This window comes from Streptomyces saintjeani (assembly GCF_055409605.1).
The window spans coordinates 3327860-3351012 of the sequence record NZ_CP189624.1; the positions used below are offsets into that span (position 1 = coordinate 3327860).

The following is a 23153-nucleotide window of genomic DNA, read 5'->3' on the forward strand; positions in this document are numbered from 1 at the left end:
CGCCGTCCGTCATTTCCTGCGGTAGATCGCCTCGACGTGCTCGGCGTACGCCTGTAGTACTACGTCCCGCTTCACCTTCAGGGACGGGGTCAGCATTCCGTTCGCCTCGGTGAACTCCCCTTCCACCAGCGCGAATTCGCGGATCGACTCGGCGCGGGAGACGGCCTGGTTGGCGTACTCCACGGCCTGCTGGACGGTCTCGCGCATCCTCGGGTCGGCGGCGATCCGCGTGAACGGGGTGTCGGCGGGGAGCTTGCGTACGGCGAGCCAGTGGGCGACCGCGTCCGGGTCGAGGGTGATCAGCGCGGCGATGAAGGCGCGGTTGTCGCCGACGACCAGGCACTGGCCGACGGGGGCGCGGCTGCGCAGGCGGTCCTCCAGGACGGCCGGGGAGACGTTCTTGCCGCCGGAGGTGACCAGGAGGTCCTTCTTGCGGCCGGTGATCGTGAGGTAGCCGTCGTCGTCGAGCGCGCCGAGGTCGCCGGTCTCGAACCAGCCGTCCTTCAGGGCCTCTTGGGTCGCCTCGGGGTTGTTCCAGTACGCGCGGAACACCGCGCCGCCCTTGATCAGGACCTCGCCGTCGTCGGCGATGCGGATCGCGGTGCCGGGGACCGGGCGGCCGACCGTGCCGGGGCGGGGTTCGAGCGGCGGGATCATCGTCGCGGCGGCCGTCGTCTCCGTCAGGCCGTAGCCCTCGTAGACGATGATCCCGGCGGCCTGGAAGAAGAGGTTGAGGGTGCGGTCGAGTGGACTGCCGCCGCTGATCGCGTAGTTGAGCCTGCCGCCGAGTTCGTTTCGGATACGGCGGTAGACCAGTACGTCGTACAGGGCCCAGGCGGCGTACAGCTTGAGGCCGGGGCCTTTGGGGGTCCGGTTCAGGAACTTGGCGAGGTACGCCTCCGCGAACTCGACGCCGATGCGTTCGGCGCGGTCGAAGGAGGCGCCTCGGCCGATCTTCTCGGCGGTGGCGCGGCCGGCGTCGTGGATGCGCTCGAAGAGGTAGGGCACGCCGACCAGGAACGTGGGCCTGAACTCCTTGAGGGCGGGGCGGAGTTCGTCCGGTTTCACACTCGGGAAGTGGCCGACCTCGATGCGGCCCGTGAGGCAGGCGATCTGGAGGACGCGGCCCATGATGTGCGCGAGGGGGAGGAAGAGGAGGGTGGAGGCGGTGCGGCCGGTGACCGCCTTGAAGACGGGGTGGAGGAGTTCGAGGACGTTGCCCGCCTCCTCGTGGAGGTTGGTGTGGGTGAGGACGCAGCCCTTGGGTCGTCCCGTAGTACCTGAGGTGTAGCAGATGGTCGCGGTGGCGTCGGGGGTGAGTTCCCGGCGGCGCTTGGTGACCTCGTCGTCGTCGACCTCCCGGCCGAGGTTCCTCAGGTCGGCGAGCGCGCCCGCGTCCAGCTCCCAGAGGCGGGGGTCGCGGCCGGCGGTGGCCGCTACGGCCGTGGCGGTGTTCGCGGGGTTCTCGGTGATGACGTGCCGGGCGCCGGAGTCGCGGACGATCCACTCGACCTGTTCGGTGGAGGAGGTCGCGTAGACGGGTACGGTGACGCCGCCCGCCGACCAGATCGCGAAGTCGAGGACCGTCCACTCGTACCGGGTCCGCGACATCACCGCGACCCGGCCGCCGGGTTCGACACCGGCCGCGATCAGGCCCTTCGCGACGGCGGTGACCTCGGCGGCGAACTCCGCCGCCGTGATCGGGCGCCAGGTTCCCGCGGAGTCGCGGCGGCGGAGGATCACGTCGCCGGGGGCCTCGGTGGCGTTCTTGTACGGCAGGTCCGCCATGCTGCCGGTCGTCAGGGGGGCTGTGAGGGAGGGGACCGCCGCCTCGCGGACCGTACCGGTGTCGTCCCGGACCAGGTCCAGGGCGGTACGGGCCGCGAGGTCGGTGCGCCGCTTGGCTTTCCTGAGGTCCCTGCGTACGCCCATGACGGCTCCCCTGACTTCAACTGGCTGGAAGTGAGGGCAACTTACTCGTGCGTAGCCTTCCGAGGCCAGAGGTTGGTCAAGAGACCACGTCCTTCTTCGCGAACCCCCGGAACGCCAGCGCGAACAGGATCACCGCGTACGTCACCGACACCGACGCGCCCTGCGCCATCCCCGCCCACTCCGGGGTCGGCTGGACCGCGTCCGCCCAGGCGTACTGCCAGTGCGCGGGGAGGAAGTCGCGCCAGTCGCCGAGCGCGGTGACCTGGTCCAGGACGTTGCCGACGATCGTCAGGCCGACCGCGCCGCCGACCGCGCCGAGCGGGGCGTCCGTCCTGGTCGAGAGCCAGAACGCGAGCCCGGCGGTGACCAGTTGGGAGACGAAGATGTACGCGACGACGATCAGCAGCCGCTGCGCCGCCGTACCCGGCGCGAGCGCGCCGCCCGTCGGGAGGTCCAGCGAGCCCCAGCCATACGCGGCCGTGCCGACCGCGAGCGCGACCAGCGGGAGCAGGACCATCGCGGCGAGGCTGAGGCCGAGTCCGACGACCAGCTTCGACCACAGGAGCCGGGCTCTGGGGACCGGCGCCGCGAGCAGGTAGCGCAGGGAGGACCAGCCGGCCTCCGAGGCGACCGTGTCCCCGCAGAACAGGGCGACCGGGATGACCAGGAGGAAGCCGGCCGACACGAACAGGTTCACGGCGGCGAAGTTGGCGCCCGACGCGGTCGCCGTGTCCATCAGGGTGACCCGGCCGTCGCGGCCGTCCGGTGTGCCGCCGATCAGGAACGCGATCCACAGGACGAACGGCAGCGCGGCGAGGATGCCGCCCATGACCAGCGTGCGGCGACGCTTGAGCTGGCGGGCGAACTCCACCTTCAGCGGCAGGGTCTTGGCCGCCCGGTAGCCGGAGGCCGTCTCGGTGAGCGTGCTCATGCGGAACCTCCGATCAGGGTGAGGAAGGCGTCCTCCAGGCGGCGGTGCGGGCCGACGGACTCCACCGGTACGTCGAGCCGGACCAGCTCGGTGATCAGGCGCTGGGCGCTGCCGTCGGGGCCGAGGCGGACCAGGATGCCGCCGTCCGCCTGCGTCGCCGAGACGATGCCGGGCAGGGCCGCGATCTTCTCGACGATCGGCTCGTCGACCGGCGTCGCCGTACCGACCAGGAGCGTGTCCCCGGAGCCGACGATCTCGGCGACCCGGCCCGCCTGGACGAGCTGGCCGCGGTCCATGACCACGAGGTGCGTGCAGGACTGCTCGACCTCGGACAGGAGGTGGCTGGAGACGATGACCGTACGGCCCTGGGCCGCGTACCGGATCATCACCTCGCGCATCTCGCGGATCTGCGGCGGGTCGAGGCCGTTCGTCGGCTCGTCGAGGATCAGCAGGTCCGGCAGGCCGAGCATGGCCTGGGCGATCGCGAGGCGCTGGCGCATGCCCTGCGAGTACGTGCGCACCGCGCGGGCGAGCGCGTCGCCGAGGCCCGCGATCTCCAGGGCCTCCTCCATGTGCGCGTCCTGCGCCGGGCGGCCGGTCGCCTGCCAGTACAGCTCCAGGTTCTCGCGGCCCGACAGGTGCGGGAGGAAGCCCGCGCCCTCGACGAACGAGCCGACCCGGGAGAGCACCGGCGCGCCCGGGCGGATCGCGTGCCCGAAGACGCGGATCTCGCCGCCGTCGGGCCTGATGAGGCCCATGAGCATGCGCAGGGTGGTGGTCTTGCCGGCGCCGTTCGGGCCGAGCAGGCCGAGGACCTGGCCCTTCTCGACGGTGAAGCTCAGGTCCTTGACGCTGTAGCGGTCGCCGCCCTTGTACTTCTTCGTCAGGCCGGTGATCTGGAGGGGTACGTCGCTGCGCTCCGGGTCCGGCGCCGGGGTCGCCGTGCGGCGGCGGGCCGTGAGGAGCAGGGCGGCGGCGACGCCCGCGCCCGCGAGGGGGAGCCACCAGACCCAGGCGGGCAGGGTGGATGCCGTGCTTTCGAGGGCCGGGTCCGTCGGGACGGTCAAGGTCTGGCCGGTCAGGGAGACCGTGTACGACGCCGCTGCCGCCGGGGAGGCGTAGCCGAGGTCCGTCGAGGCGAGGACCAGGCGCAGGCGGTGGCCCTGCTCGATCTTGCGGTCGATCGCGGGGAGGGTGATCTTGACGTCCTGGCCGTCCTTCGCGTTGTCCACGCGGATCGGGGTGACCAGTTGGGAGGGGAGGACCTGGCTGCGGCCGTCCGCGCCGACGTCGTACACCTTCGCGAAGAGGACGGCTTCGTCGCTCGTGGACTTGACGTGGACGGTGGCCGTCGGGGAGCCGGTGATGCGGAGGTCGTCCGTGACCGGCTGGGAGGTGAACGCCGCGTACTGGCCCGGGAAGTCCAGGGAGAGGCCGACGCCCAGGGAGGAGAGCTGGGCCAGGCCGCCGCTGCCCGCGCCGAGGCCCGGGAGCGCCGAGATGGCGGGCGGGTTGGCGCCGGGCGGGTTGGTGAACGTCTGCGCTTCGCCGGTGAGTTGGATGTTCCTGGTGTCGTTGCCGAGGCCCGGGTACGTGTCCGCGCTCGCGCCCCTGAGCTGCGCCGCGCCGTCCGTGGAGTCGACGCCGCCTGTGCGCGTGACGCGGAACGCCGGGCCCGTGTCCGCCGCCTTGTCGTCCTTCAGGTAGCGGTCGAACCAGTTCCATACGCGGGTCTGGACGCGGTCCGACTCCAGGTTGCCGCCGTCGTGGCCGCCGGCGATCCAGTCGACGTCCACGGGGGCGCCGTTCGCCTTGATCGCCTTCTGTGCGGCGTCCGACTGTGCCAGCGTGAAGAGGGAGTCCGTCTGGCCCTGGATCAGGAGGGTCGGGACCTTGATGCGGGTGCCCACCGCCGAGGGTGAGCGGGCTTCGAGGAGCTGTTGTGCCTGCGCGTCCGGGACGCCGGATTCCGCGACCCTGTCGTACATCTCGCACAGCGCCGGCTCGAACTTCGCGCAGCCGCCCGCCGTGTTGAAGAAGACGCCGGTCCAGAGTTTCTTGAACACGCCGTCGGGGAACAGGGCGTCGGCGAGGTTCCAGTACGTGATGGAGGGGGCGATCGCGTCTACGCGGTTGTCGTAACCGGCTGCGAGGAGAGAGATCGCGCCGCCGTACGAGCCGCCCGCTATGCCCACGCGCGGGTCGTTGTTCTTGTCCAGCTCGACCTGGGGCTGTTTCGCGAGCCAGTCGATCAGCTTGGAGACGTCCGCGACCTCGGCGTTCGGGTCGTTGAGGCCGATCTTGCCGGTGGACTTGCCGAAGCCGCGGGCGGACCAGGTGAGGACGGCGTAGCCGTCGCGGGCGAGGTCTTCGGCCTGGTCCTTGAGGTCGTCCTTGCTGCCGCCGAAGCCGTGCGCGAGCAGGACGGCGGGGCGCTTTTCGTCACCCTTGGCGGTGAAGTACGAGGTGTCCAGCTTGACGCCGTCCACGTCCATGACGCGGCTCGCCTCCTGCACAGCGGGCTTGCCGTCCGACGCGACAGCCGTCCACGTACCGGCGCCGGCCAGCACCACCACCGCGGCTGCCCCGGCCAGCAGCCGCCTCCGCCTGGGCGGCTCCCACCTCATGTGCGGCCCCGGTGCGTGTGCCGTCGCGGCAGTCGATCATCCATGTGTCAACGGTACGGGGTGAGTCTGACAATGGGCTGTCGACCGTGGGGCGAGGTGGGGGCCATCCTTGGGGTGGACGGGGTGGTGGGGTGTACTGCGGGCGCGGTACACCGAGTGGAGTCACTCAGTCGCGTTCGCGGCGTCGGAGCACCGTCTGCCAGACGCGGTCCGCGACCGTACCCGTGGCCAGGGCCGCCACCGCCGCGACGTACCAGGGGAGGTCGAGGGCGACGCAGGGGGCGATCGCCGCGGCGAGGGCGATCAGGTTCAGCCACCACGGGGTGCGCACGATCATCGGGGAACCTCTTCGGCACTGGAGGTACGGACTCCGCCGGCGCACGGGGGCAGTCCACGGAGCGGCTGGACGTTGGCTGCGCCCGCAGGGGAGGTGAGGCGGGGAGGGTTCGTCAGCGGCTTGAGGTGGCGGTGATGAAGGTGTGCCAGGCGTGGGGGGTGAAGGTGAGGGGGGTGGTGTGGGGGGTTTTGCTGTCGCGGACCGGGATGAGGTTCGGGATGTTGTGGGCCACCTCGACGCACTCGCCGCCCGGCTGGGCGTCGCTGTGGGTGGACTTGCGCCAGACGGCGCCGGTCAGGTCTGGGGTAGGTGGCATCGGTCCGGGCTCAGGCGGTAGGGGGGTTCTTGGTCGCCGCGACGAAGGCTTGCCACGCCGGGAGGGCGAAGGTCAGCGGGGTGGCGTGGGGGATCTTGCTGTCGCGGACCGGGGTGAGGTTCGGGATGCCGTCGGCGACTTGCACGCAGTTGTCCGACCCGTCCTGGCCGCTGCTGTAGCTGGACTTGCGCCACTGGGCGGTGCTCAGGTCTGGGGTGCCTCGCATCGGTCGAACCTTTCGATTGCCTCTTCGATCAGCGCCGTGGACGCCTTCGGCGAGAGGGCGCAGGCTTGCAGATGATCGTACTCGCGGACGCGCCTGGTCACGATGGCTCGTTCGTCGAACGCCTCCCCGCTGCCACCACCCTCGTTGTAGACGGTGATCGAGTTGTCCGGGGACGTGAGCAGAACGAAGAAGCCGTTCATGCAGACGTACTCCCCCACCTCGAAGGGGATGATCTGGATGGCTGTGCGCTCCGTTTCCATCAGAGGAAGAAACGCCGCGAGTTGATCGCGCATGACCGCCGGACCACCCACCGGACGCCGGATAACCGCCTCGTCGAGGACCGCCCAGTAGTCGGGCGGGGTGTCGCCACGCAGCACTTCTTGGCGGCTCAGCCGCTTCGCGATCCAGTCGTCGATCTCCTGGGCGTTCGCGCCAGGGTTGTTACGGCGGAACAGCGCCCGCATGTACAACTCCGTCTGGAGCAGGCCCGGTACGAGCGTCGCGCTGAACTCCTGAATACGGATCGCCTTCGCTTCCAGTTCCAGGCAGTGGTCGAACCTCTTCTGGGGCTGCTCCTTGAGGATCGTTTCGTACATGCCCTGAAACAGGAACTCCGTTCCGAACGCGACGTCGAACTTCGCCGAGATCGGCGGCAACGGCATGCGCGTCCCCATCTCGATGCCGTACACGTGAGGCTTGCTGTAGTTGACGACGTCCGCCAACTGCTGGAAGGACAGGCACGCGAGAATGCGCTGCCGGTGAAGTTCCCTGGAGTACAACTCCCTTGCAGTGCACGGGACTTCGATGCCGTTCGCGTCGGTGGTCATGTCGCCGGACTCCTTCGTCCTCAGCCGAACCTCGTTTCAACGGCCGACGGAAACGGCCGCCCCCTACCCGAGGCTAGCGACAGACCGCAACCATGGAGGCACAAACAGTCAATCCCCCCATATTCGGAGGCACCCCCATGGACCCCAAACTCCGCCTGCTTCCCTGGACCACCTTCGACGGCCGGCCCTGCTACCTCTCCCCCGACCCCAGCGGCAACGGCCACATCACCCAACTCGCCGATGAGATCGAGGCGATGCAGATGGACACCGCCGTCGAAGTGCTCGGGCACGCCAAGGTCGTGCTGGGCGACCCCGACTCGGCGCCGCGCGAAGTGCGGTTCGCCGGGCGGCGGTTGGTCGAGTGTTTGCGGGACACGGTGCGGGTCGCCGAGTCGCGGGGACGGCGGCTCGGGGGCGGGGGCGAGGAGGACGACGACGCCCCGCTCGACCCCAAGTAGGGGCGAGCGGGGCGTCGTTCAGCTACGGCTACGGCTACGGCTCAGTGGTTGCGCGGGAAGCCCAGGTCCACTCCCGACGGGCCCTCCGACGGGTCCGGCCAGCGGGTCGTGATGACCTTGCCGCGTGTGTAGAAGTGCGTGCCGTCGTTGCCGTAGATGTGGTGGTCGCCGAAGAGCGAGTCCTTCCAGCCGCCGAAGCTGTGGTAGCCGACCGGCACCGGGATCGGGACGTTGACGCCCACCATCCCTGCCTCGACCTCCAGTTGGAAGCGGCGAGCCGCGCCGCCGTCGCGCGTGAAGATCGCGGTGCCGTTGCCGAACGGGGACGCGTTGATCAACGCGATGCCCTCGTCGTACGTGTCGACGCGCAGGACCGTGAGGACCGGGCCGAAGATCTCGTCCTGGTACGCCTTCGCCGTCGTGGGGACCTTGTCCAGGAGGGAGATGCCGATCCAGTGGCCGTCCTCGAAGCCCTCGACCGTGAAGTCGCTGCCGTCCAGGACCACTTCGGAACCCTCGGCCGCCGCACCCTTCACGTACGACGCCACCTTGTCGCGGTGCGCGGCGGTGATGAGGGGGCCCATCTCGGACGTCGGGTCGTTGCCGGGGCCGATCTTGATCTTCTCGGCGCGCTCGCGGATCTTCTCCACCAGCTCGTCGCCGATCGAACCGACCGCCACGACAGCGGAGATGGCCATGCAGCGCTCACCGGCGGAGCCGTACGCCGCGCTGACCGCGGCGTCCGCAGCCGCGTCGAGGTCCGCGTCCGGAAGGACCAGCATGTGGTTCTTCGCGCCGCCGAGTGCCTGGACCCGCTTGCCGTTCGCGGAGGCGGTGGTGTGGATGTAGCGGGCGATCGGGGTCGAGCCGACGAAGGAGACGGCCTTCACGTCGGGGTGTTCGAGGAGCCGGTCGACGGCCACCTTGTCGCCGTGGACGACGTTGAAGACGCCGTCCGGCAGACCCGCTTCGGCCAGCAGCTCGGCGATCTTGAGGGACGCCGACGGGTCCTTCTCGCTCGGCTTGAGGACGAACGTGTTGCCGGTCGCGATGGCGATGGGGAACATCCACATCGGCACCATGGCGGGGAAGTTGAACGGCGTGATGCCCGCGACGACGCCGAGCGGCTGGCGGATCGACGCGACGTCGACGCGGCTGGCGACCTGCGTCGACAGCTCGCCCTTCAGCTGGACGTTGATGCCGCACGCGAGGTCGACGATCTCCAGCCCCCGGGCGACCTCGCCGAGCGCGTCGGAGTGGACCTTGCCGTGCTCGGCGGTGATGAGTTCGGCGATGGCGTCGCGGTTGGCGTCGAGCAGCGCGCGGAACTTGAAGAGGATCTCGGTGCGCTTGGCCAGCGAGGACTGGCCCCAGGACACGTACGCGTCCTTGGCGGCGGCCACGGCGGCGTCGACCTCGTCGACGGTGGCGAACGCGACCTTCGTGGTGACCGCGCCGGTCGCCGGGTCCGTGACCGGACCGAACGTTCCCGACGCGCCTTCGACGGTCTTGCCGCCGATCCAGTGGTTGACGATCTTCGTCATGACCAGATGCTCCTTCTTGTCGATCAGAGGTGGCGGCGACGGGTGGCGACGTGCCGTTCGTACTGCTCACGGGCCTTGACGGCGGACGGTCGGGTCGCGGTCTCGGCCACGGGAACATCCCACCAGGCCTGCGCCGGGGGCGCTCCCGACACTGTGTCTGCCGTTTCGGTCTCGACGTAGACACAAGTGGGGGTGTCGGCGGCGCGTGCCTCGGCGAGGGCCTCGCGCAGTCCGCCGACGGTCTTGGCGCGCAGGACGCGCATCCCGAGGCTCTCGACGTTGGCCGCGAGGTCCACGGGGAGGGGTGCGCCGGAGAAGGTGCCGTCGGGCGCGCGGTAGCGGTAGGCGGTGCCGTACCGCTCCCCGCCGGTCTCCTCGGAGAGGCCGCCGATGGACGCGTACCCGTGGTTCTGGATGAGGAGCATCTTGATCGCGATGCCCTCCTGTACGGCGGTGACGATCTCGGTCGGCATCATCAGGTACGTCCCGTCGCCGACCAGCGCCCACACGTTGCGCTCGGGAGAGGCGATCTTGACGCCGATGGCCGCCGGGATCTCGTACCCCATGCAGGAGTACCCGTACTCCAGGTGGTACCCGTCCTTGGACCGGGCCCGCCACAGCTTGTGCAGGTCGCCGGGGAGGGAGCCGGCCGCGTTGATGACGATGTCCGACTCGTCGGAGAGGGCGTCCAGTACCCCTAGTACCTGAGTCTGAGTCGGCCGCACGTCCTGCTCGGTCGCCTCGTACGCCGCGTCGACGCGCTGCTCCCAGCGCTCCTTGTCCTGCGTGTACTCGTCTACGTACGAGGTACTGACGCGGTAGTCCTCAAGAGCTACGGCCAGCTGAGCCAGCGCACTGCGTGCGTCCGCGACCAGCGGGAGGCCCGCGAGCTTGTGCGCGTCGTACCCCGCGATGTTGAGGTTGAGGAAGCGGGCGTCCGCGTTGAAGAGGGTGTTGGAGGCGGTCGTGAAGTCGGTGTAGCGGGTGCCGACGCCGATGATCAGGTCCGCCGTGCGGGCCAGTTCGTCGGCGGTGGCGGTACCCGTGTGACCTACCCCGCCCACGTCCTGAGGGTGGTCGTAGGAGAGGGAGCCCTTGCCGGCCTGGGTGGAGGCGACGGGGATACCCGTAGTACTCACGAGGGACGCGAGCGCCTCCTCCGCGCGGCTGTGGTGGACGCCGCCGCCCGCGACGATCAGGGGGCGCCGGGCCGCCTTGACCGCCTCGACCGCCGCCGACAGCTCGACCGGGTCGGCGCCGGGGCGTCGTACCGTCCACACCCGGTCGGCGAAGAACTCGTCCGGCCAGTCGTACGCCTCGGCCTGCACGTCCTGCGGGAGCGCGAGGGTGACCGCGCCGGTCTCCACCGGGTCCGTGAGGACGCGCATCGCCTGGAGCGCGGCCGGGATGAGGGCCTCGGGGCGGGTGACGCGGTCGAAGTAGCGCGATACGGGGCGCAGCGCGTCGTTCACCGACACGTCCCCGGCGTACGGGACTTCGAGCTGCTGGAGCACCGGGTCGGCGACGCGGGTCGCGAAGATGTCACCCGGGAGGAGGAGGACCGGAAGGTGATTGACCGTCGCGAGGGCCGCGCCCGTCACCAGGTTCGTGGCGCCGGGGCCGATCGACGTCGTCACCGCGTGGGCGGAGAGCCGGTTCGACTGGCGGGCGTAGCCGACGGCCGCGTGGACCATCGACTGCTCGTTGCGGCCCTGGAGGTACGGCATGTGGGTGTCGTACTCAAGTAGGGCCTGGCCGAGGCCCGCCACGTTGCCGTGGCCGAAGATGCCCCAGGTCGCGCTGATCAGCCGCTGCCGCTGTCCGTCGCGTTCGGTGTACTGCGCGGCCAGGAAGCGCACGAGCGCCTGGGCCACTGTGAGCCTGGTGGTCATCGGTAACCCTCCGTGTGGTCCGGGTGGAAGCAGATCCGCCATTCGCGGGTGGCACCCGGTCCGGCCATGACGTTCAGGTAGTACATGTCGTGGCCGGGCTGCGCGATCGACGGGCCGTGCCAGCCGTCGGGTACGAGGACGGCGTCACCCGAGCGGACCTCGGCCAGGACGTCCGCGCCGCCCTCGCGGGAGGGGGACACGCGCTGGTAGCCGAAGCCGTGCGGGCCGTCGATCTCGAAGTAGTAGATCTCCTCCAACTCGGCTTCCTCGCCCGGCCGGTGCTCGTCGTGCTTGTGCGGCGGGTACGAGGACCAGTTGCCGCCGGGGGTGACGACCTCGACGGCGATCAGCTTGTCGCAGTCGAAGGCGTCGGCCGAGGCGAAGTTGCGGACGTGGCGCAGCCGGTTGCCGCTGCCGCGTGCTTCGAGGGGGACCTCCGGTGCGGGGCCGTAGCGGGCGGGGAGTCGTCGCTCGCACTTCGCTCCTGCCAGGGCGAAGCGGCCTCCCGCACCGGAGGCGATCGTTGCCTGGGCGTCCCGGGGAACGTACGCGAAGTCGGTTACCCCCGCGAAAACGCTTTCCCTGCCCAGGAGTTGGAACTGTTTTCCCTCTGTTTGCACGGTACATCCGCCTTCGAGGGGGAGCACGATCCACTCCGTGTCCCCGGTCTCGAAGGTGTGCGCGTCGCCTCGGCCCAACTCGACGATACGCAGGGCGCTGTAACCCCACCCCGCGCTTTTCGGGTCGATGTCGAGCGCGTAATCGCCTTGCGCGGAGGCGCCCTTGGGTACGTACAGGTCGTTGTTCATGCGGCCCTCACAGCAGTCCTACGGCGGTGTCCACGGCGGCGGCGACGTCCCCGTCCGCCGGGTACAGCAGCGAGCGGCCGACCACCAGGCCCCGTACGGTGGGGAGTTGGAGGGCGCCGCGCCACTTCTCGTACGCGCCGTCCTGGTCGCCGCCGACCTCGCCGCCGAGCAGGACGGCGGGGAGCGTCGACGTCTCCATGACCTGGGCCATGTCGTCGGGGTTGTCGGTGACGGGGAGCTTCAGCCAGGTGTAGGCCGACGTGCCGCCCAGGCCCGAGGCGATAGCGATCGAGCGGGTCACCGCCTCCGCCGACAGGTCGTTCTTGACCTTGCCCTCGGGGGTTCGGCTGCTGATGAACGGCTCGACGAACAGCGGGAGTTGACGGGCCGCCATGTCATCGATCGCGCGGGCCGTGGTCTCCAGGGTGGTGAGGGAGCCCGGGTCGTCGTAGTCGATGCGCAGCAGGAGTTTGCCCGCGTCGAAGTTCAACCGCTCGATGTCCTCGGCGCGGTGGCCGGTGAAGCGGTCGTCCATCTCGAAGACCGAGCCCTGGAGGCCGCCGCGGTTCATCGAGCCCATGACGACCTTGCCGTCGAGGGCGCCGAGGAGCAGCAGGTCGTCGAGGATGTCGGCGGTCGCGAGGACGCCGTCCACGCCGGGGCGGCTGAGCGCGAGGCACAGTCGTTCGAGGAGGCCGGCGCGGTTCGCCATGGCGAGCTTGTCGCCGCCGACGCCGAGGGCGCCGCGCGCGGGGTGGTCGGCCGCGACGATCATCAGGCGGCCGGTACCGGTCACGAGGGGGCGGCGGGTGCGGGCCGCCGCCGCTTCGGCGACCGCCTGGGGGCGTTCGGCGCGGAGGCGGACGATCTCGCCGATGTCCACGGCTACGGGGCTCATCGGCCGGCTCCGGTCTGGGTGTCGGGGGTGGTGCCGGTCGCGCCGGCGTCGAAGGCGGCGCCAGAGGTGGCGGCGGCCGTTTCAGCAACCGTTTGCACAACCGCTCCCGCCGCGCCGGAGATCTCCGGCGTGACCTCGCCCGCCTCGACGGCCGCCTCGATCTCGGCAGTGGTCGGCATCGCCGAACTGCACTCCAGGCGGGAGGCGACGATGGCGCCGGCCGCGTTGGCGTGGCGCATGATCTTCTCCAGGTCCCAGCCTTCGAGCAGGCCGTGGCAGAGCGAGCCGCCGAACGCGTCGCCCGCGCCGAGGCCGTTGAGGACGGTCACCGGCAGCGGCGGGACCTCGGCCTCCTCGCCCTTGCTGTTGACCGCGAGGACGCCCTTGGGTCCCTGCTTGACGACGGCGAGTTCGACGCCCGCGTCCAGCAACGCCCTTGCGGCGGCGCGGGGTTCACGGACACCGGTCGCGACCTCGACCTCGTCGAGGTTCCCGACGGCGACGGTCGTGTGCTTCAACGCCTCGGTGTAGAACGGCCGCGCGGCCTGCGGGTCGGACCAGAACATCGGGCGCCAGTCGAGGTCGAAGACCGTCGCGGAGGACTTCGCGCGGTGGGCGAGCGCCGCGAGGGTCGCCGTACGGCTGGGCTCCTCGCTGAGTCCCGTACCCGTGACCCAGAACAGGCGCGCTTCCTGAAGGGCCGCCAAGTCCAGGTCGTGGGCGTCGAGTTCGAGGTCGGGGGCCTTCGGGCGGCGGTAGAAGTAGAGCGGGAAGTCGTCGGGCGGGAAGACCTCGCAGAAGGTGACCGGGGTCGGGAGCCCGGCGACCGGGGTGACCCAGCGGTCGTCCACGCCGAAGCGGCGCAGCTCCTCGTGGAGGTAGGTGCCGAACGGGTCGTCGCCGGTGCGCGTGATCACGGCCGTACGCCGTCCCAGGCGGCTCGCGGCGACCGCGACGTTCGTCGCCGAACCGCCCAGGAACTTCCCGAACGAGGTGACCTGCGGGAGTGGGACGCCCGTCTGGAGCGGATAGAGGTCCACTCCGATCCGTCCCATGGTGATCAGGTCGTACGCCATCGGGTTCCCTTCGCGTCGGCTCGCCACGGCAATCGGCTCCGCAACCGTTTTCTAGCCCTGGTCTCCGAGCCCTGTCAATACTTTGTCCAGACATTCGGACCAGGTCTTGACACCTCTCGCGGGGACACCGCACGCTGACGCTCATGACGACGCTGTCCTCATCCCCCTCACTCTCCCGCATCCGGATCGGTTCGGCCCCCGACAGCTGGGGCGTCTGGTTCCCGGACGATCCCGCGCAGGTGCCCTGGCGGCGGTTCCTCGACGAGGTCTCCGCGTCCGGGTACGAGTGGATCGAGCTGGGCCCATACGGGTACCTGCCGACCGACCCCGCAGTCCTGACGAGGGAGGTCGCCGAACGTGGCCTGAAAGTGTCGGCCGGCACGGTCTTCACCGGGCTGCACCACGGCGAATCCGTCTGGGAGAAGACCTGGGCGCACGTCGCCGACAACGCGGTGCTCGCGCAGGCGATGGGTGCGAAGCACCTCGTCGTCATCCCGTCCTTCTGGCGCGACGACAAGACCGGCGAGGTCCTGGAGTCCGACACACTGACGCCGGAGCAGTGGCGGAACCTGAACACGCTGACCGAGCGGCTCGGCGAGCGGGTGCGGGACGAGTACGGCCTGAAGATCGTCGTCCACCCGCACGCCGACACGCACATCGACAGCGAGGAGAACGTCGTCCGGTTCCTGGACGGCACCGACTCCGGCCTGGTCTCGCTGTGCCTCGACACCGGGCACTACGCGTACTGCGGCGGCGACAGCGTCAAGCTGATCGAGACGTACGGGGAGCGGATCGGGTACCTGCACCTCAAGCAGGTCGACCCCGAGATCCTCGCCGACGTGCGCGCGAAGGGGACGCCGTTCGGGCCCGCCGTCGCGCAGGGCGTCATGTGCGAGCCGCCGACCGGGGTGCCGGAGCTGGGGCCCGTCCTGGAGGCCGCCGGGAAGCTGGACGTCGACCTGTTCGCGATCGTCGAGCAGGACATGTACCCGTGCGAGCCGGACAAGCCGCTGCCGATCGCCCAGCGGACGCGGGCGTTCCTGCGGTCCTGCGGGGCGTGAGGGTCTTCTGTCCGCCGTGTCCGGAACGCGCTCCCCAGAGGCGTGCGTTCCGGACATTTTTCGTCAGTCGTGTCACAAACACCTCCCCCGTGTCACGCATGTCCCGTGTACGCGGGCTTTCGGTCACACGTGATCAACCGGCGCTTCCCTGTGGTCGCCCGGTGTCGTTCAGCAGTTCATGACAGACCGTCAGCTCTGGTCCTACAGGGACATCGCCGCTCACATCCGCGTCCAGCCGGACACCGTCCGCTCCTACCGCAAGCACGGGCTCCTGCCACCCCCGGACCACGTCGAAGGGGGCAAGCCGTTCTGGTACGCCGACACGGTCCGGGCGTGGGCCGCGTCGAGACCCCGGAGCCAGACCCGCCGGGAGGAGTGACCGGCCCCGGAAAACCCCTCTGTGCCCCGCCTCCGGGTGGGGCACAGTGCCGTTCATGGACTTCTCCGTGAAACCCGTTCTCAGCGGCCCCCTGACCGTGCTGCGCCCCTTCACCGAGGCCGACGCCGAGGTCATGGCCCACCTCATGGAGGACCCGGAGGTCGTCCTGTTCACCGGGGCCTCGCCGAACCCGATCACCCCCGAGTCGCTGCGCGCCTGGTACGGCTCGCGCGGCGCGCAGGACGACCGGCTCGACCTCGCCGTCACCGACCGGGAGACCGGGGAGGTCGTCGGCGAGGCCGTCCTCAACGAGTGGGAGCCGGCGGCCCGCAGCTGCACGTTCCGTACGTTCCTCGGGCCGCGCGGGCGCGGGAGGGGGTTCGGCACCGAGGCGACGCGGCTGATCCTGGGGTACGGGTTCGATCAGCTCGGGCTGCACCGGATCGGGTTGGAGGCGTACGCGTTCAACTCTCGCGCCATAAGGGTTTACGAAAAGGTCGGATTCGTGCACGAAGGGGTGCGCAAGGAGATCGAGCTGAGGGACGGGACGTGGGTCGACGAGGTGGTGATGGCGGTCCTGGAGGACGAGTGGGCCGTCCACCGGGGGCACCCCGACATCACCGGGGTGCCTGACGTCACGCCCACGGCTCGATGACCGTCACGCCCGCGCCGGGCGCCGTTCCCATCGCCTCCAGGGCCTGCGGGACGGCGTCCAGGGCGATCGTCGAGGTGACGAGCCGGTCGGGGCGCAGGGCGCCCGTACGGACCGCCTCCAGCATCTCCGGGTAGGTGTGCGCGGCCATGCCGTGGCTGCCGATGAGGCGCAGTTCCAGGGCGATCGCGCGGGCCATCGGGACGGGGGTCGTGCCGGTGTCGGAGGGAAGGAGGCCGACCTGGAGGTGGCGGCCCCTGCGGCGCAGGGAGTCGACCGAGGCCGCACACGTCGCCGGGGAGCCGAGGGCGTCCAGCGAGAGGTGGGCGCCGCCGCCGGTCAGCTCACGGACGTACGCGGCCGTGTCGTCGACGGCGCTCGCGTCCACGCACTCCGTCGCGCCGAACGTCCGCGCGAGGTCCAGCGCGCGCGGGCTGACGTCGACGGCCACCACGCGCGCGCCCGAGGCCGCCGCGATCATCACCGCCGACAGGCCGACGCCCCCGCACCCGTGCACGGCGACCCACTCCCCCGCCGCGACGCGCCCCTGCTGCACCACCGCGCGGAACGCCGTCGCGAACCGGCAGCCCAGGGAGGCCGCCGTGGCGTACGAGAGGCCCTCGGGGACGGCGACGAGGTTGACGTCGGCGTGGTCCAGGGCGACGTACTGCGCGAAGGAGCCCCAGTGCGTGAAGCCGGGCTGCGTCTGGCGCTCGCACACCTGGTGGTCGCCGGCCTGGCAGGCGGGGCAGCTTCCGCAGCCGCACACGAAGGGGACGGTGACGCGGTCCCCCGCGCGCCAGCGGGTGACGTACGGGCCGGTCTCCTCGACGACACCGGCGAGTTCGTGCCCGGGCACGTGCGGGAGGGCGATGTCCGGGTCGTGGCCCATCCACCCGTGCCAGTCGCTGCGGCACAGACCGGTGGCCTCCACGCGTACGACGACGCCGTGCTCCCGCGCGCGCGGGTCGGGCACCTCCCGTACCTCGGCCCGCTCGCCGTACCGCTCGAACACCACTGCCCGCATCTCGCGCTCCCTTCCGGTCCGACGATCATGCAGGAAGCGGAGGTGAGGGGGTAGCCCGTGCGCGCCGCCCGGACTGCGATGCCCGGCACACCCCCCTAAAGTGCGACGAAAGCCACCCTCCCCGCCTCCTGAGGGGCCTCTGTGACGTACTCCCCGCCGCCCGGTGCGCCCCGCGCGCGTATTCCTGGTCCGCAGCAGCCGCCGCCCACGTATCCGCGCATTCGCGAGGGGCTGTGGAAGCACGCGCTCGCGGGCGGGCTCACGCTGTGGGCGCTGACCGCGCTCACGACGTACGCGACGGGGAACACGACGCTGCTGCCGACGCTGATCCTGCTCGGGAGCTTCCTGGTGCCCGTGACGTTCGTGCTGTGGGCGTACGAGCGGCACGGGCGGGATCTCGGGGTGAGCGTGCTGCTGGGGTGCTTCCTGACCGGGGGGACGCTCGGGGTGCTGGGCGCGTCGGTCATGGAAACGTATCTGCTGCACCCCTCCGCGTGGATGTTCGTGGGCGTGGGGCTGATCGAGGAGGGCGTGAAGCTCGGGGCGCTGATGCTCGTGGTGCGGCGGCAGGTGCGGCTGCGGGGGATGCGTGCGGGGCTGGTGCTGGGGGCGACCGTCGGGTTCGGCTTCGCGGCCCTGGAGAGCGCCGGGTACGCCTTCGACGCGGCCGTTTCGACCCAGGGGGTGGATCTGAGGGCGCTGGTCGAGACGGAGGTCCTCAGGGGCCTCCTGGCGCCTTTCGGGCACGGGCTGTGGACGGCGATCGCCGGGGGCGTCCTGCTGTCGTACCGGATGCCCAACGGGCGCTTCCGGATCACCGGCCCGGCCGTGGGCGCGTTCCTCGGCGTGTCGCTGCTGCACGCGCTGTGGGACTCGACGCACGGGATCGCGGTCTGGCTGGTCACGCGGCTGACGAGCGTCGACCTGGAGCGCGAGCTGTTCGAGGTGGGGTACCTGGCCGACGCGACCCGGCAGCAGGAGCACCTGTTCACGCTGTTCTCGGTCGGCGGGATGGCCTGCGTGGCGCTGTTCGGACTGTCGTGGGCGCGGTCGCTGGCCCGCCGGGACCCCTCTTGGAGAAATACCCCCTAGGGGTATACAGTCGAAGGAGAAGGAGCACCGTGGGCCCCAGCCGGCCCCCGCTCCCCCACGCCCTCCCGAGGAGTAACGACATGACCGCCACCACCGACACCGTCACCGCCGTCTACAAGGTCAGCGGCATGAGCTGCGGCCACTGCGAGGGCGCCGTCTCCGGCGAGATCTCGGAGATCGAGGGCGTCAGCTCGGTCAAGGCCGTCGCCTCCAGCGGCGAGGTCACGGTCGTCTCGGCCGCCGCGCTGGACGAGGAGGCCGTCCGCGCGGCCGTCGACGAGGCCGGCTTCGAGCTGGTCGGCCGGGTCTGAGGCCCGCCCGAGAGCGACTCCCCCATCCCTCCGACGGGCCGTGACGACCGACCGGTCGGGTACGGCCCGTCGCGCTTCCTGGAGTACGGAGATGTCCAGCACGCACGCACCGGCGGCCCCGCAGACGGCCGAGGTCGAACTGATCATCGGCGGCATGACCTGCGCGTCCTGCGCCGCCCGGATCGAGAAGAAGCTCAACCGGATGGACGGCGTCGAGGCGACCGTCAACTACGCGACCGAGAAAGCCAAGGTCAGCTACCCCCTGGGGGTAGCCGTGACCGATCTGATCGACACCGTCGTCAAGACCGGGTACACCGCCGAGGAACCCGCGCGCGTGGAGCACGATACGGACAACGGCGTCCCTGAAGAGGACGGCGATCCGGAACTCGGCGCGCTCCGGCACCGCCTGCTGGTGTCGGTCGTCCTCGCGCTCCCCGTGATCCTCCTGTCGATGATCCCGTCGCTCCAGTTCGACAACTGGCAGTGGCTGTCACTGACGCTCGCCGCGCCGGTCGTCGTCTGGGGCGGGTGGCCGTTCCACAAGGCCGCGTGGACGAACCTGCGGCACGGCTCCTCGACGATGGACACGCTGGTGTCCGTCGGGACCGCCGCCGCGTTCGGCTGGTCCCTGTGGGCGCTGTTCTTCGGGGACGCCGGGATGCCGGGGATGCGGCACGGCTTCGACCTGACCGTCGCGCGCGGGGGTGCGTCGTCCGCGCTGTACCTGGAGGTCGCCGCCGGGGTCACCGTGTTCCTGCTGCTCGGGCGGTATCTGGAGGCGCGCGCGAAGAGGCGCTCCGGGGCCGCGCTGCGGGCCCTGATGGAGCTGGGCGCCAAGGACGTCGCCGTCCTGCGCGACGGGCGCGAGATACGCGTTCCGATCGGCGACCTGACGGCCGGTGACCGGTTCGTCGTGCGGCCCGGCGAGAAGGTCGCGACGGACGGGGTGGTCGTCGAGGGGGCGTCCGCCGTGGACGCGTCGATGCTGACCGGGGAGTCCGTGCCGGTGGACGTCGGGCCCGGGGACGCCGTCGCCGGGGCGACCGTCAACGCCGGGGGGCGGCTCGTCGTCGAGGCCACGCGCGTGGGCGCGGACACGCAGCTCGCGCGGATGGCGCGGCTCGTGGAGGACGCGCAGAACGGGAAGGCGCAGGTGCAGCGGCTGGCCGACCGGATCTCCGCCGTGTTCGTGCCGGCCGTGCTGCTGATCGCCGCCGCGACCTTCGGGGGGTGGCTGGGGGCGACCGGTGACACGGTGGCCGCGTTCACCGCCGCCGTCGCCGTCCTGATCATCGCCTGCCCGTGCGCGCTGGGGCTCGCCACGCCGACCGCGCTGCTCGTGGGGACCGGGCGGGGGGCCCAGCTCGGGATCCTGATCAAGGGGCCCGAGGTGCTGGAGTCGACCCGGCGCGTCGACACGGTCGTCCTGGACAAGACCGGGACCGTGACGACGGGGCGGATGACGCTTCAGGACGTGTACGCCGGTGAGGGGACCGACGAGGGGCAGGTGCTGCGGCTCGCGGGGGCCCTGGAGCACGCCTCCGAGCACCCGGTCGCCCGGGCGATCGCCTCAGGGGCCGCCGAGCGGGTCGGGGAGCTGCCCGAGGTGTCCGGGTTCGAGAACGTGCCCGGGAGGGGCGTACGCGGTCGTGTGGACGGCCTGGAGGTGGTCGTGGGGCGACTCCTCGAAGGCGCTGCGGAGGTGCCCGAGGACCTGGCCCGGGTCCGGGACGAGGCCGAGCGCGAGGGCCGTACCGCTGTCGTCGTCGGGTGGGACGGGAAAGCGCGTGGTGTGCTCGCCGTCGCCGACGCCGTGAAGGAGACCAGCGCGGAGGCCGTGCGCGCGCTGCGCTCGCTCGGGCTCACGCCGGTGCTGCTCACCGGGGACAACCGGGTCGTCGCCGCGTCCGTCGCCGCCGAGGTCGGGATCGACGAGGTGATCGCCGAGGTGCTGCCCGAGGACAAGGTGGCCGCCGTCCAGCGGCTCCAGGGCGAGGGGCGGGTCGTCGCGATGGTCGGGGACGGGGTCAACGACGCCGCCGCGCTCGCGCAGGCCGATCTCGGGCTCGCGATGGGGACCGGGACCGACGCGGCCATCGAGGCGGGCGACCTCACGCTCGTGCGCGGGGACCTGCTCGTCGCCGCCGACGCGATCCGGCTCTCCCGCAGGACCCTCTCGACCATCAAGGGCAATCTCGTATGGGCGTTCGGCTACAACGTCGCCGCGCTGCCGCTCGCCGCGGCCGGGCTGCTCAATCCGATGATCGCCGGGGCCGCGATGGCCTTCTCCTCGGTGTTCGTGGTCACGAACAGCCTCCGGCTGCGCACGTTCCGCTGAACTCCGGGCCGAGTTACCAGAGGTTACGGGGAGTTCGTTCAATTTGATACGACCGGATATGACAATCTCCCTGGAGTCCGGGCAGCGCCTCACATAAGCTCTTCACAAGGCTCGCGCATCTTCACCACGCGAGAGCCCCGATCGCCGTATCCGGTCACTTGCGCACCAAACGGGACGCGCGCGAGAGACACAGATCACAGTGATGTGAACGTAACCATCGAAGGGGTTCGAAGGTCTAAGTTGACGGTGTCGGGAAGCGTCTTGGGGGGCGCCTACCGGCATCTGGGGATGTCTTGGGGGACCTCCTCAGAGATGCGTTGCCGGGACACGTACAACGGGAAGCTTTGAGCGGCCCTCCCAGCGTGCGCGTCCCGGCAGATCGCAGAACCCCGCGGTGCGGCGACTTTTGCTCGTTCCGCTCACGCACAACCGCATACGCAGTACACAGCACAGCGATTCAGGCGCTGTCCTCCGAAACGCCCGGCCGGATCCCGTGGGGGGAATCCGCACCGGGACATGGGAAGGCGCCCTGGACGTCGGCCCGTGGGGGGACCGGCGCCAGGGCGCCTTCTGCTGTCTGTTGTGTGTTTACGTCAGTGCTGGACCAGGCCGCCGACCTGTACGGGCTCGGTGTGGCCGGTCGCCGGGCGCGTACGCGCGAGCGCGATCCCGACGTCCACCAGGGACGACCGGCGCAGCCGGGTGACCTCGGCGAACGGCGTCCACACCGACTCGGCCACCTCCCCGCCGGGCTCCGGCCTCAGCCGGCCGCCGGTGATCCGTACGGCATAGAAGACGCCGACGTTCTGATGCGTCACGCCCGCGCGCGCCTCCGTCGCCGGGATCACCCGCGAATCGACGCCCAGCAGCCGCTCCACCACCCCGGTACACCCCGTCTCCTCAGCGACCTCCCGGACCACCGCGTCGTACGGGTCCTCCCCGTGCTCCACCCCACCTCCCGGAAGCGTCCAGAGCGGCTCGCCCTCCCGGGGTACGCATCGCGCGAGGAGCACGCTGTCGTCCTTGACGCACACGGCGTACGCCGCCAGCCGGAAAGTCATACGCGGGATTGTCACCGGTTTCCCTCGCGCGCGGGCGCTGGTTGCTAGATCGCGAAGTGCCAGACCGTGAGCATGTACGCGCCGTACCAGGAACCGAAGAGGGCGGCGGTGGCCAGGGTGATGATCGCTGTGCTCGTGCGCACGCGCGCGAGGGCGCGTGCCGCCGGGATGGTGAAGATCAGGGCGGGGATCAGGAGGCGGAGTTTCGAGTGGTAGAAGTTGCTCTGGCCGAGGGTGATCACGAGGACGACCGTGCCGTAGACCGTCAGCGGGGGCCAGACTCCGTCCCGCCAAGCCGCCGCTGTGGCCGCCATCAGGGCCAGGAGCAGCAGGGCCGTGCTGATCGGGACCCAGCCGTCCGACTTCGTGAACGCGTCGCCCAGGAAGCTGAAGAACGCGTCGCCGTTGTCCCAGCGGGTGCCCCAGCCCGCCTCCTGGATCTTGAACCAGGCGTCGAGTTCGCCGGTGCGGTGGGCCACCCACAGGACGTAGGCGGGGACCCCGCAGTAGGAGAGCAGGAGGGCGGTCAGGGGGCGCCAGGTGACGCGGGCCTCGCGGCGGAAGTGGAGGACCGCCGCTACGCCCAGGGCCGCCATCAGGGCGACCGCCACGGGGCGGGTCAGGCCCGCCAGGAGGATCAACGTGCCTGCCGTCAGCCAGTGTTTGCGGTGGAGCGCCAGCAGGGCCGCCGCCGCGAAGGCGAGGAACAGGGACTCGCTGTAGGACATCAGGAAGACCAGCGCCATGGGCTGGGCGCAGGCGACAAGGAACGTCGCTATGTGGGCCGTGCGGCGGTCGTAGAGGTCCAGGAGGAGGCGGTGGAGGCAGATCAGGGCCGCTATGAGGGCCAGGTGCGCGGCGACGAGGCCGGCCGTGTCGTAGTCCAGGAACGTCAGCGTGTGGACCGTACGGACGAGGAGCGGGTACGCGGGGAAGAAGGCCAGGGTGCCGCCCTGGAGGCCGTCGGGGGTGATCGCGAAGCCGTGGGGGTAGCCGTTGCGGGCTATGTCGAGGAACCACTGGCCGTCCCAGGAGGTCAGCCGGTCGTGGACGCTCTGGTCGCCGGGCGGGTTCAGGAGAGCGAGCAGGACGAGGTGGAGGACCAGACAGACGCCGTACACCGCGAGGGGGAAACGGACCGCGCGGGCGGCGCGGTGGAGGCGGGTGAGGCGGGGGCGCGTGTTCCAGGGGTCGGTGCGCGGGGGCGGCGCGGGGGCGCGTACCTCGGGCGGAAGGGGGCCGCGGGCCGGCAGCGGGAGAGGGGTGGGCGGCATAGGAGGCGTTCGCAATTCTTTCTTCGGTCGTACGCCTGGCGGAAATTGAGAGAGGGTCAGCCAGGGCCCGGGCTCGGATAAGGGC

The 23153-nt window shown here is 70.8% G+C and carries 22 protein-coding genes; 7 read left to right on the top strand and 15 right to left on the bottom strand.

Annotated features, from left to right (window positions below; translation table 11 throughout):
- Positions 1 to 9 precede the first annotated feature (9 nt).
- The 7 genes from ACQCO7_RS14840 to ACQCO7_RS14870 form a co-directional block, all read right to left on the bottom strand.
- Complete coding sequence (locus ACQCO7_RS14840) at positions 10 to 1932, bottom strand: AMP-dependent synthetase/ligase (RefSeq protein ID WP_464072280.1); 1923 nt, start codon at positions 1930 to 1932, stop codon at positions 10 to 12.
- A gap of 76 nt (positions 1933 to 2008) precedes the next feature.
- Complete coding sequence (locus ACQCO7_RS14845) at positions 2009 to 2863, bottom strand: ABC transporter permease (protein WP_050371023.1); 855 nt, start codon at positions 2861 to 2863, stop codon at positions 2009 to 2011.
- Positions 2860 to 5490 (bottom strand): CocE/NonD family hydrolase, encoded by a 2631-nt coding sequence (locus tag ACQCO7_RS14850; protein ID WP_464072281.1) that lies wholly within the window; start codon positions 5488 to 5490, stop codon positions 2860 to 2862. The genes ACQCO7_RS14845 and ACQCO7_RS14850 overlap by 4 nt, the downstream gene beginning before the upstream one ends.
- 166 nt (positions 5491 to 5656) lie before the next feature.
- Positions 5657 to 5827, bottom strand: a complete 171-nt coding sequence (locus tag ACQCO7_RS14855; protein WP_464072282.1) for a hypothetical protein — start codon at positions 5825 to 5827, stop codon at positions 5657 to 5659.
- Between the two features lie 112 nt (positions 5828 to 5939).
- On the bottom strand, positions 5940 to 6143 hold the full coding sequence (locus ACQCO7_RS14860; protein ID WP_464072283.1) for a DUF397 domain-containing protein: 204 nt from the start codon (positions 6141 to 6143) through the stop codon (positions 5940 to 5942).
- A 10-nt stretch (positions 6144 to 6153) separates the two neighbouring features.
- Positions 6154 to 6369: a DUF397 domain-containing protein gene (locus tag ACQCO7_RS14865; RefSeq protein ID WP_464072284.1), complete on the bottom strand. Its 216-nt coding sequence runs from the start codon at positions 6367 to 6369 to the stop codon at positions 6154 to 6156.
- Positions 6348 to 7196: a DUF5753 domain-containing protein gene (locus ACQCO7_RS14870; RefSeq protein WP_464072285.1), complete on the bottom strand. Its 849-nt coding sequence runs from the start codon at positions 7194 to 7196 to the stop codon at positions 6348 to 6350. The genes ACQCO7_RS14865 and ACQCO7_RS14870 overlap by 22 nt, the downstream gene beginning before the upstream one ends.
- Positions 7197 to 7333: 137 nt before the next feature.
- Between ACQCO7_RS14870 and ACQCO7_RS14875 the strand changes: the two genes are divergently transcribed.
- The gene (locus tag ACQCO7_RS14875; RefSeq protein ID WP_464072286.1) at positions 7334 to 7654 is read left to right on the top strand and encodes a hypothetical protein; all 321 of its coding nucleotides are present in this window, start codon (positions 7334 to 7336) and stop codon (positions 7652 to 7654) included.
- Positions 7655 to 7695: 41 nt separating this feature from the next.
- Here the strand turns inward: ACQCO7_RS14875 and mmsA are convergent, their stop codons facing one another.
- Genes mmsA through iolC form a run of 5 tightly spaced genes read right to left on the bottom strand, consistent with a single transcriptional unit; the run spans position 7696 to position 13873 of the window.
- The gene (gene mmsA, locus ACQCO7_RS14880; protein ID WP_464072287.1) at positions 7696 to 9198 is read right to left on the bottom strand and encodes a CoA-acylating methylmalonate-semialdehyde dehydrogenase; all 1503 of its coding nucleotides are present in this window, start codon (positions 9196 to 9198) and stop codon (positions 7696 to 7698) included.
- A gap of 23 nt (positions 9199 to 9221) precedes the next feature.
- Positions 9222 to 11090 (bottom strand): 3D-(3,5/4)-trihydroxycyclohexane-1,2-dione acylhydrolase (decyclizing), encoded by a 1869-nt coding sequence (iolD, locus tag ACQCO7_RS14885; RefSeq protein ID WP_464072288.1) that lies wholly within the window; start codon positions 11088 to 11090, stop codon positions 9222 to 9224.
- Entirely contained in the window at positions 11087 to 11899 is an 813-nt protein-coding gene (gene iolB / locus ACQCO7_RS14890) for a 5-deoxy-glucuronate isomerase (RefSeq protein ID WP_464072289.1), read from the bottom strand. Before iolB ends, iolD begins: the two co-directional genes overlap by 4 nt.
- Positions 11900 to 11906: 7 nt before the next feature.
- The gene (locus ACQCO7_RS14895) at positions 11907 to 12797 is read right to left on the bottom strand and encodes a Cgl0159 family (beta/alpha)8-fold protein (RefSeq protein ID WP_464072290.1); all 891 of its coding nucleotides are present in this window, start codon (positions 12795 to 12797) and stop codon (positions 11907 to 11909) included.
- A complete protein-coding gene (gene iolC / locus ACQCO7_RS14900) occupies positions 12794 to 13873 on the bottom strand; it encodes a 5-dehydro-2-deoxygluconokinase (RefSeq protein ID WP_464072291.1) in 1080 nt (359 codons plus the stop codon). Before iolC ends, ACQCO7_RS14895 begins: the two co-directional genes overlap by 4 nt.
- Positions 13874 to 14016: 143 nt before the next feature.
- Here iolC and ACQCO7_RS14905 point away from each other — a divergent pair, with 143 nt between their 5' ends.
- The 3 genes from ACQCO7_RS14905 (at position 14017) to ACQCO7_RS14915 (ending at position 15968) form a co-directional block, all read left to right on the top strand.
- Entirely contained in the window at positions 14017 to 14934 is a 918-nt protein-coding gene (locus tag ACQCO7_RS14905) for a sugar phosphate isomerase/epimerase family protein (protein ID WP_464072292.1), read from the top strand.
- A gap of 178 nt (positions 14935 to 15112) precedes the next feature.
- Positions 15113 to 15313, top strand: coding sequence for a helix-turn-helix transcriptional regulator (locus ACQCO7_RS14910; RefSeq protein ID WP_010350119.1), 201 nt, complete (start codon positions 15113 to 15115; stop codon positions 15311 to 15313).
- Between the two features lie 55 nt (positions 15314 to 15368).
- On the top strand, positions 15369 to 15968 hold the full coding sequence (locus ACQCO7_RS14915; protein WP_464072293.1) for a GNAT family N-acetyltransferase: 600 nt from the start codon (positions 15369 to 15371) through the stop codon (positions 15966 to 15968).
- Here ACQCO7_RS14915 and ACQCO7_RS14920 read toward each other — a convergent pair.
- The gene (locus ACQCO7_RS14920; protein WP_464072294.1) at positions 15949 to 16992 is read right to left on the bottom strand and encodes a zinc-dependent alcohol dehydrogenase family protein; all 1044 of its coding nucleotides are present in this window, start codon (positions 16990 to 16992) and stop codon (positions 15949 to 15951) included. The two genes, ACQCO7_RS14915 and ACQCO7_RS14920, sit on opposite strands and share 20 nt — an antisense overlap.
- Before the next feature lie 141 nt (positions 16993 to 17133).
- Here ACQCO7_RS14920 and ACQCO7_RS14925 point away from each other — a divergent pair, with 141 nt between their 5' ends.
- The 3 genes from ACQCO7_RS14925 to ACQCO7_RS14935 all read left to right on the top strand — a co-directional run bounded on the left by ACQCO7_RS14925 (position 17134) and on the right by ACQCO7_RS14935 (position 20733).
- Positions 17134 to 18084 (top strand): PrsW family intramembrane metalloprotease, encoded by a 951-nt coding sequence (locus ACQCO7_RS14925; RefSeq protein ID WP_464072295.1) that lies wholly within the window; start codon positions 17134 to 17136, stop codon positions 18082 to 18084.
- 80 nt (positions 18085 to 18164) lie between these two features.
- Positions 18165 to 18395: a heavy-metal-associated domain-containing protein gene (locus tag ACQCO7_RS14930; RefSeq protein ID WP_464072296.1), complete on the top strand. Its 231-nt coding sequence runs from the start codon at positions 18165 to 18167 to the stop codon at positions 18393 to 18395.
- Positions 18396 to 18486: 91 nt separating this feature from the next.
- A complete protein-coding gene (locus ACQCO7_RS14935; RefSeq protein ID WP_464072297.1) occupies positions 18487 to 20733 on the top strand; it encodes a heavy metal translocating P-type ATPase in 2247 nt (748 codons plus the stop codon).
- A gap of 593 nt (positions 20734 to 21326) precedes the next feature.
- On the opposite strand, the gene ACQCO7_RS14940 is transcribed toward ACQCO7_RS14935, so the two are convergent.
- Together ACQCO7_RS14940 and ACQCO7_RS14945 are read right to left on the bottom strand one after the other, a co-directional pair.
- The gene (locus ACQCO7_RS14940; protein WP_464072298.1) at positions 21327 to 21794 is read right to left on the bottom strand and encodes an NUDIX hydrolase; all 468 of its coding nucleotides are present in this window, start codon (positions 21792 to 21794) and stop codon (positions 21327 to 21329) included.
- A gap of 44 nt (positions 21795 to 21838) precedes the next feature.
- Positions 21839 to 23068: a mannosyltransferase family protein gene (locus tag ACQCO7_RS14945; RefSeq protein ID WP_464072299.1), complete on the bottom strand. Its 1230-nt coding sequence runs from the start codon at positions 23066 to 23068 to the stop codon at positions 21839 to 21841.
- Positions 23069 to 23153: the final 85 nt, after the last annotated feature.

Bases quoted from the DNA above. Each gene is read 5' to 3' on its own strand.
- ACQCO7_RS14840 (WP_464072280.1), bottom strand. From the start codon at position 1,932: ATGGGCGTACGCAGGGACCTCAGGAAAGCCAAGCGGCGCACCGACCTC.
- ACQCO7_RS14935 (WP_464072297.1), top strand. From the start codon at position 18,487: ATGTCCAGCACGCACGCACCGGCGGCCCCGCAGACGGCCGAGGTCGAA.
- ACQCO7_RS14940 (WP_464072298.1), bottom strand. From the start codon at position 21,794: ATGACTTTCCGGCTGGCGGCGTACGCCGTGTGCGTCAAGGACGACAGC.
- ACQCO7_RS14895 (WP_464072290.1), bottom strand. From the start codon at position 12,797: ATGAGCCCCGTAGCCGTGGACATCGGCGAGATCGTCCGCCTCCGCGCC.
- ACQCO7_RS14945 (WP_464072299.1), bottom strand. From the start codon at position 23,068: ATGCCGCCCACCCCTCTCCCGCTGCCGGCCCGCGGCCCCCTTCCGCCC.
- ACQCO7_RS14875 (WP_464072286.1), top strand. From the start codon at position 7,334: ATGGACCCCAAACTCCGCCTGCTTCCCTGGACCACCTTCGACGGCCGG.
- ACQCO7_RS14865 (WP_464072284.1), bottom strand. From the start codon at position 6,369: ATGCGAGGCACCCCAGACCTGAGCACCGCCCAGTGGCGCAAGTCCAGC.
- iolC (WP_464072291.1), bottom strand. From the start codon at position 13,873: ATGGCGTACGACCTGATCACCATGGGACGGATCGGAGTGGACCTCTAT.
- iolB (WP_464072289.1), bottom strand. From the start codon at position 11,899: ATGAACAACGACCTGTACGTACCCAAGGGCGCCTCCGCGCAAGGCGAT.
- mmsA (WP_464072287.1), bottom strand. From the start codon at position 9,198: ATGACGAAGATCGTCAACCACTGGATCGGCGGCAAGACCGTCGAAGGC.
- ACQCO7_RS14905 (WP_464072292.1), top strand. From the start codon at position 14,017: ATGACGACGCTGTCCTCATCCCCCTCACTCTCCCGCATCCGGATCGGT.
- ACQCO7_RS14910 (WP_010350119.1), top strand. From the start codon at position 15,113: ATGACAGACCGTCAGCTCTGGTCCTACAGGGACATCGCCGCTCACATC.
- ACQCO7_RS14930 (WP_464072296.1), top strand. From the start codon at position 18,165: ATGACCGCCACCACCGACACCGTCACCGCCGTCTACAAGGTCAGCGGC.
- ACQCO7_RS14870 (WP_464072285.1), bottom strand. From the start codon at position 7,196: ATGACCACCGACGCGAACGGCATCGAAGTCCCGTGCACTGCAAGGGAG.
- ACQCO7_RS14845 (WP_050371023.1), bottom strand. From the start codon at position 2,863: ATGAGCACGCTCACCGAGACGGCCTCCGGCTACCGGGCGGCCAAGACC.
- ACQCO7_RS14920 (WP_464072294.1), bottom strand. From the start codon at position 16,992: ATGCGGGCAGTGGTGTTCGAGCGGTACGGCGAGCGGGCCGAGGTACGG.
- ACQCO7_RS14860 (WP_464072283.1), bottom strand. From the start codon at position 6,143: ATGCCACCTACCCCAGACCTGACCGGCGCCGTCTGGCGCAAGTCCACC.
- iolD (WP_464072288.1), bottom strand. From the start codon at position 11,090: ATGACCACCAGGCTCACAGTGGCCCAGGCGCTCGTGCGCTTCCTGGCC.
- ACQCO7_RS14850 (WP_464072281.1), bottom strand. From the start codon at position 5,490: ATGAGGTGGGAGCCGCCCAGGCGGAGGCGGCTGCTGGCCGGGGCAGCC.
- ACQCO7_RS14915 (WP_464072293.1), top strand. From the start codon at position 15,369: ATGGACTTCTCCGTGAAACCCGTTCTCAGCGGCCCCCTGACCGTGCTG.
- ACQCO7_RS14855 (WP_464072282.1), bottom strand. From the start codon at position 5,827: ATGATCGTGCGCACCCCGTGGTGGCTGAACCTGATCGCCCTCGCCGCG.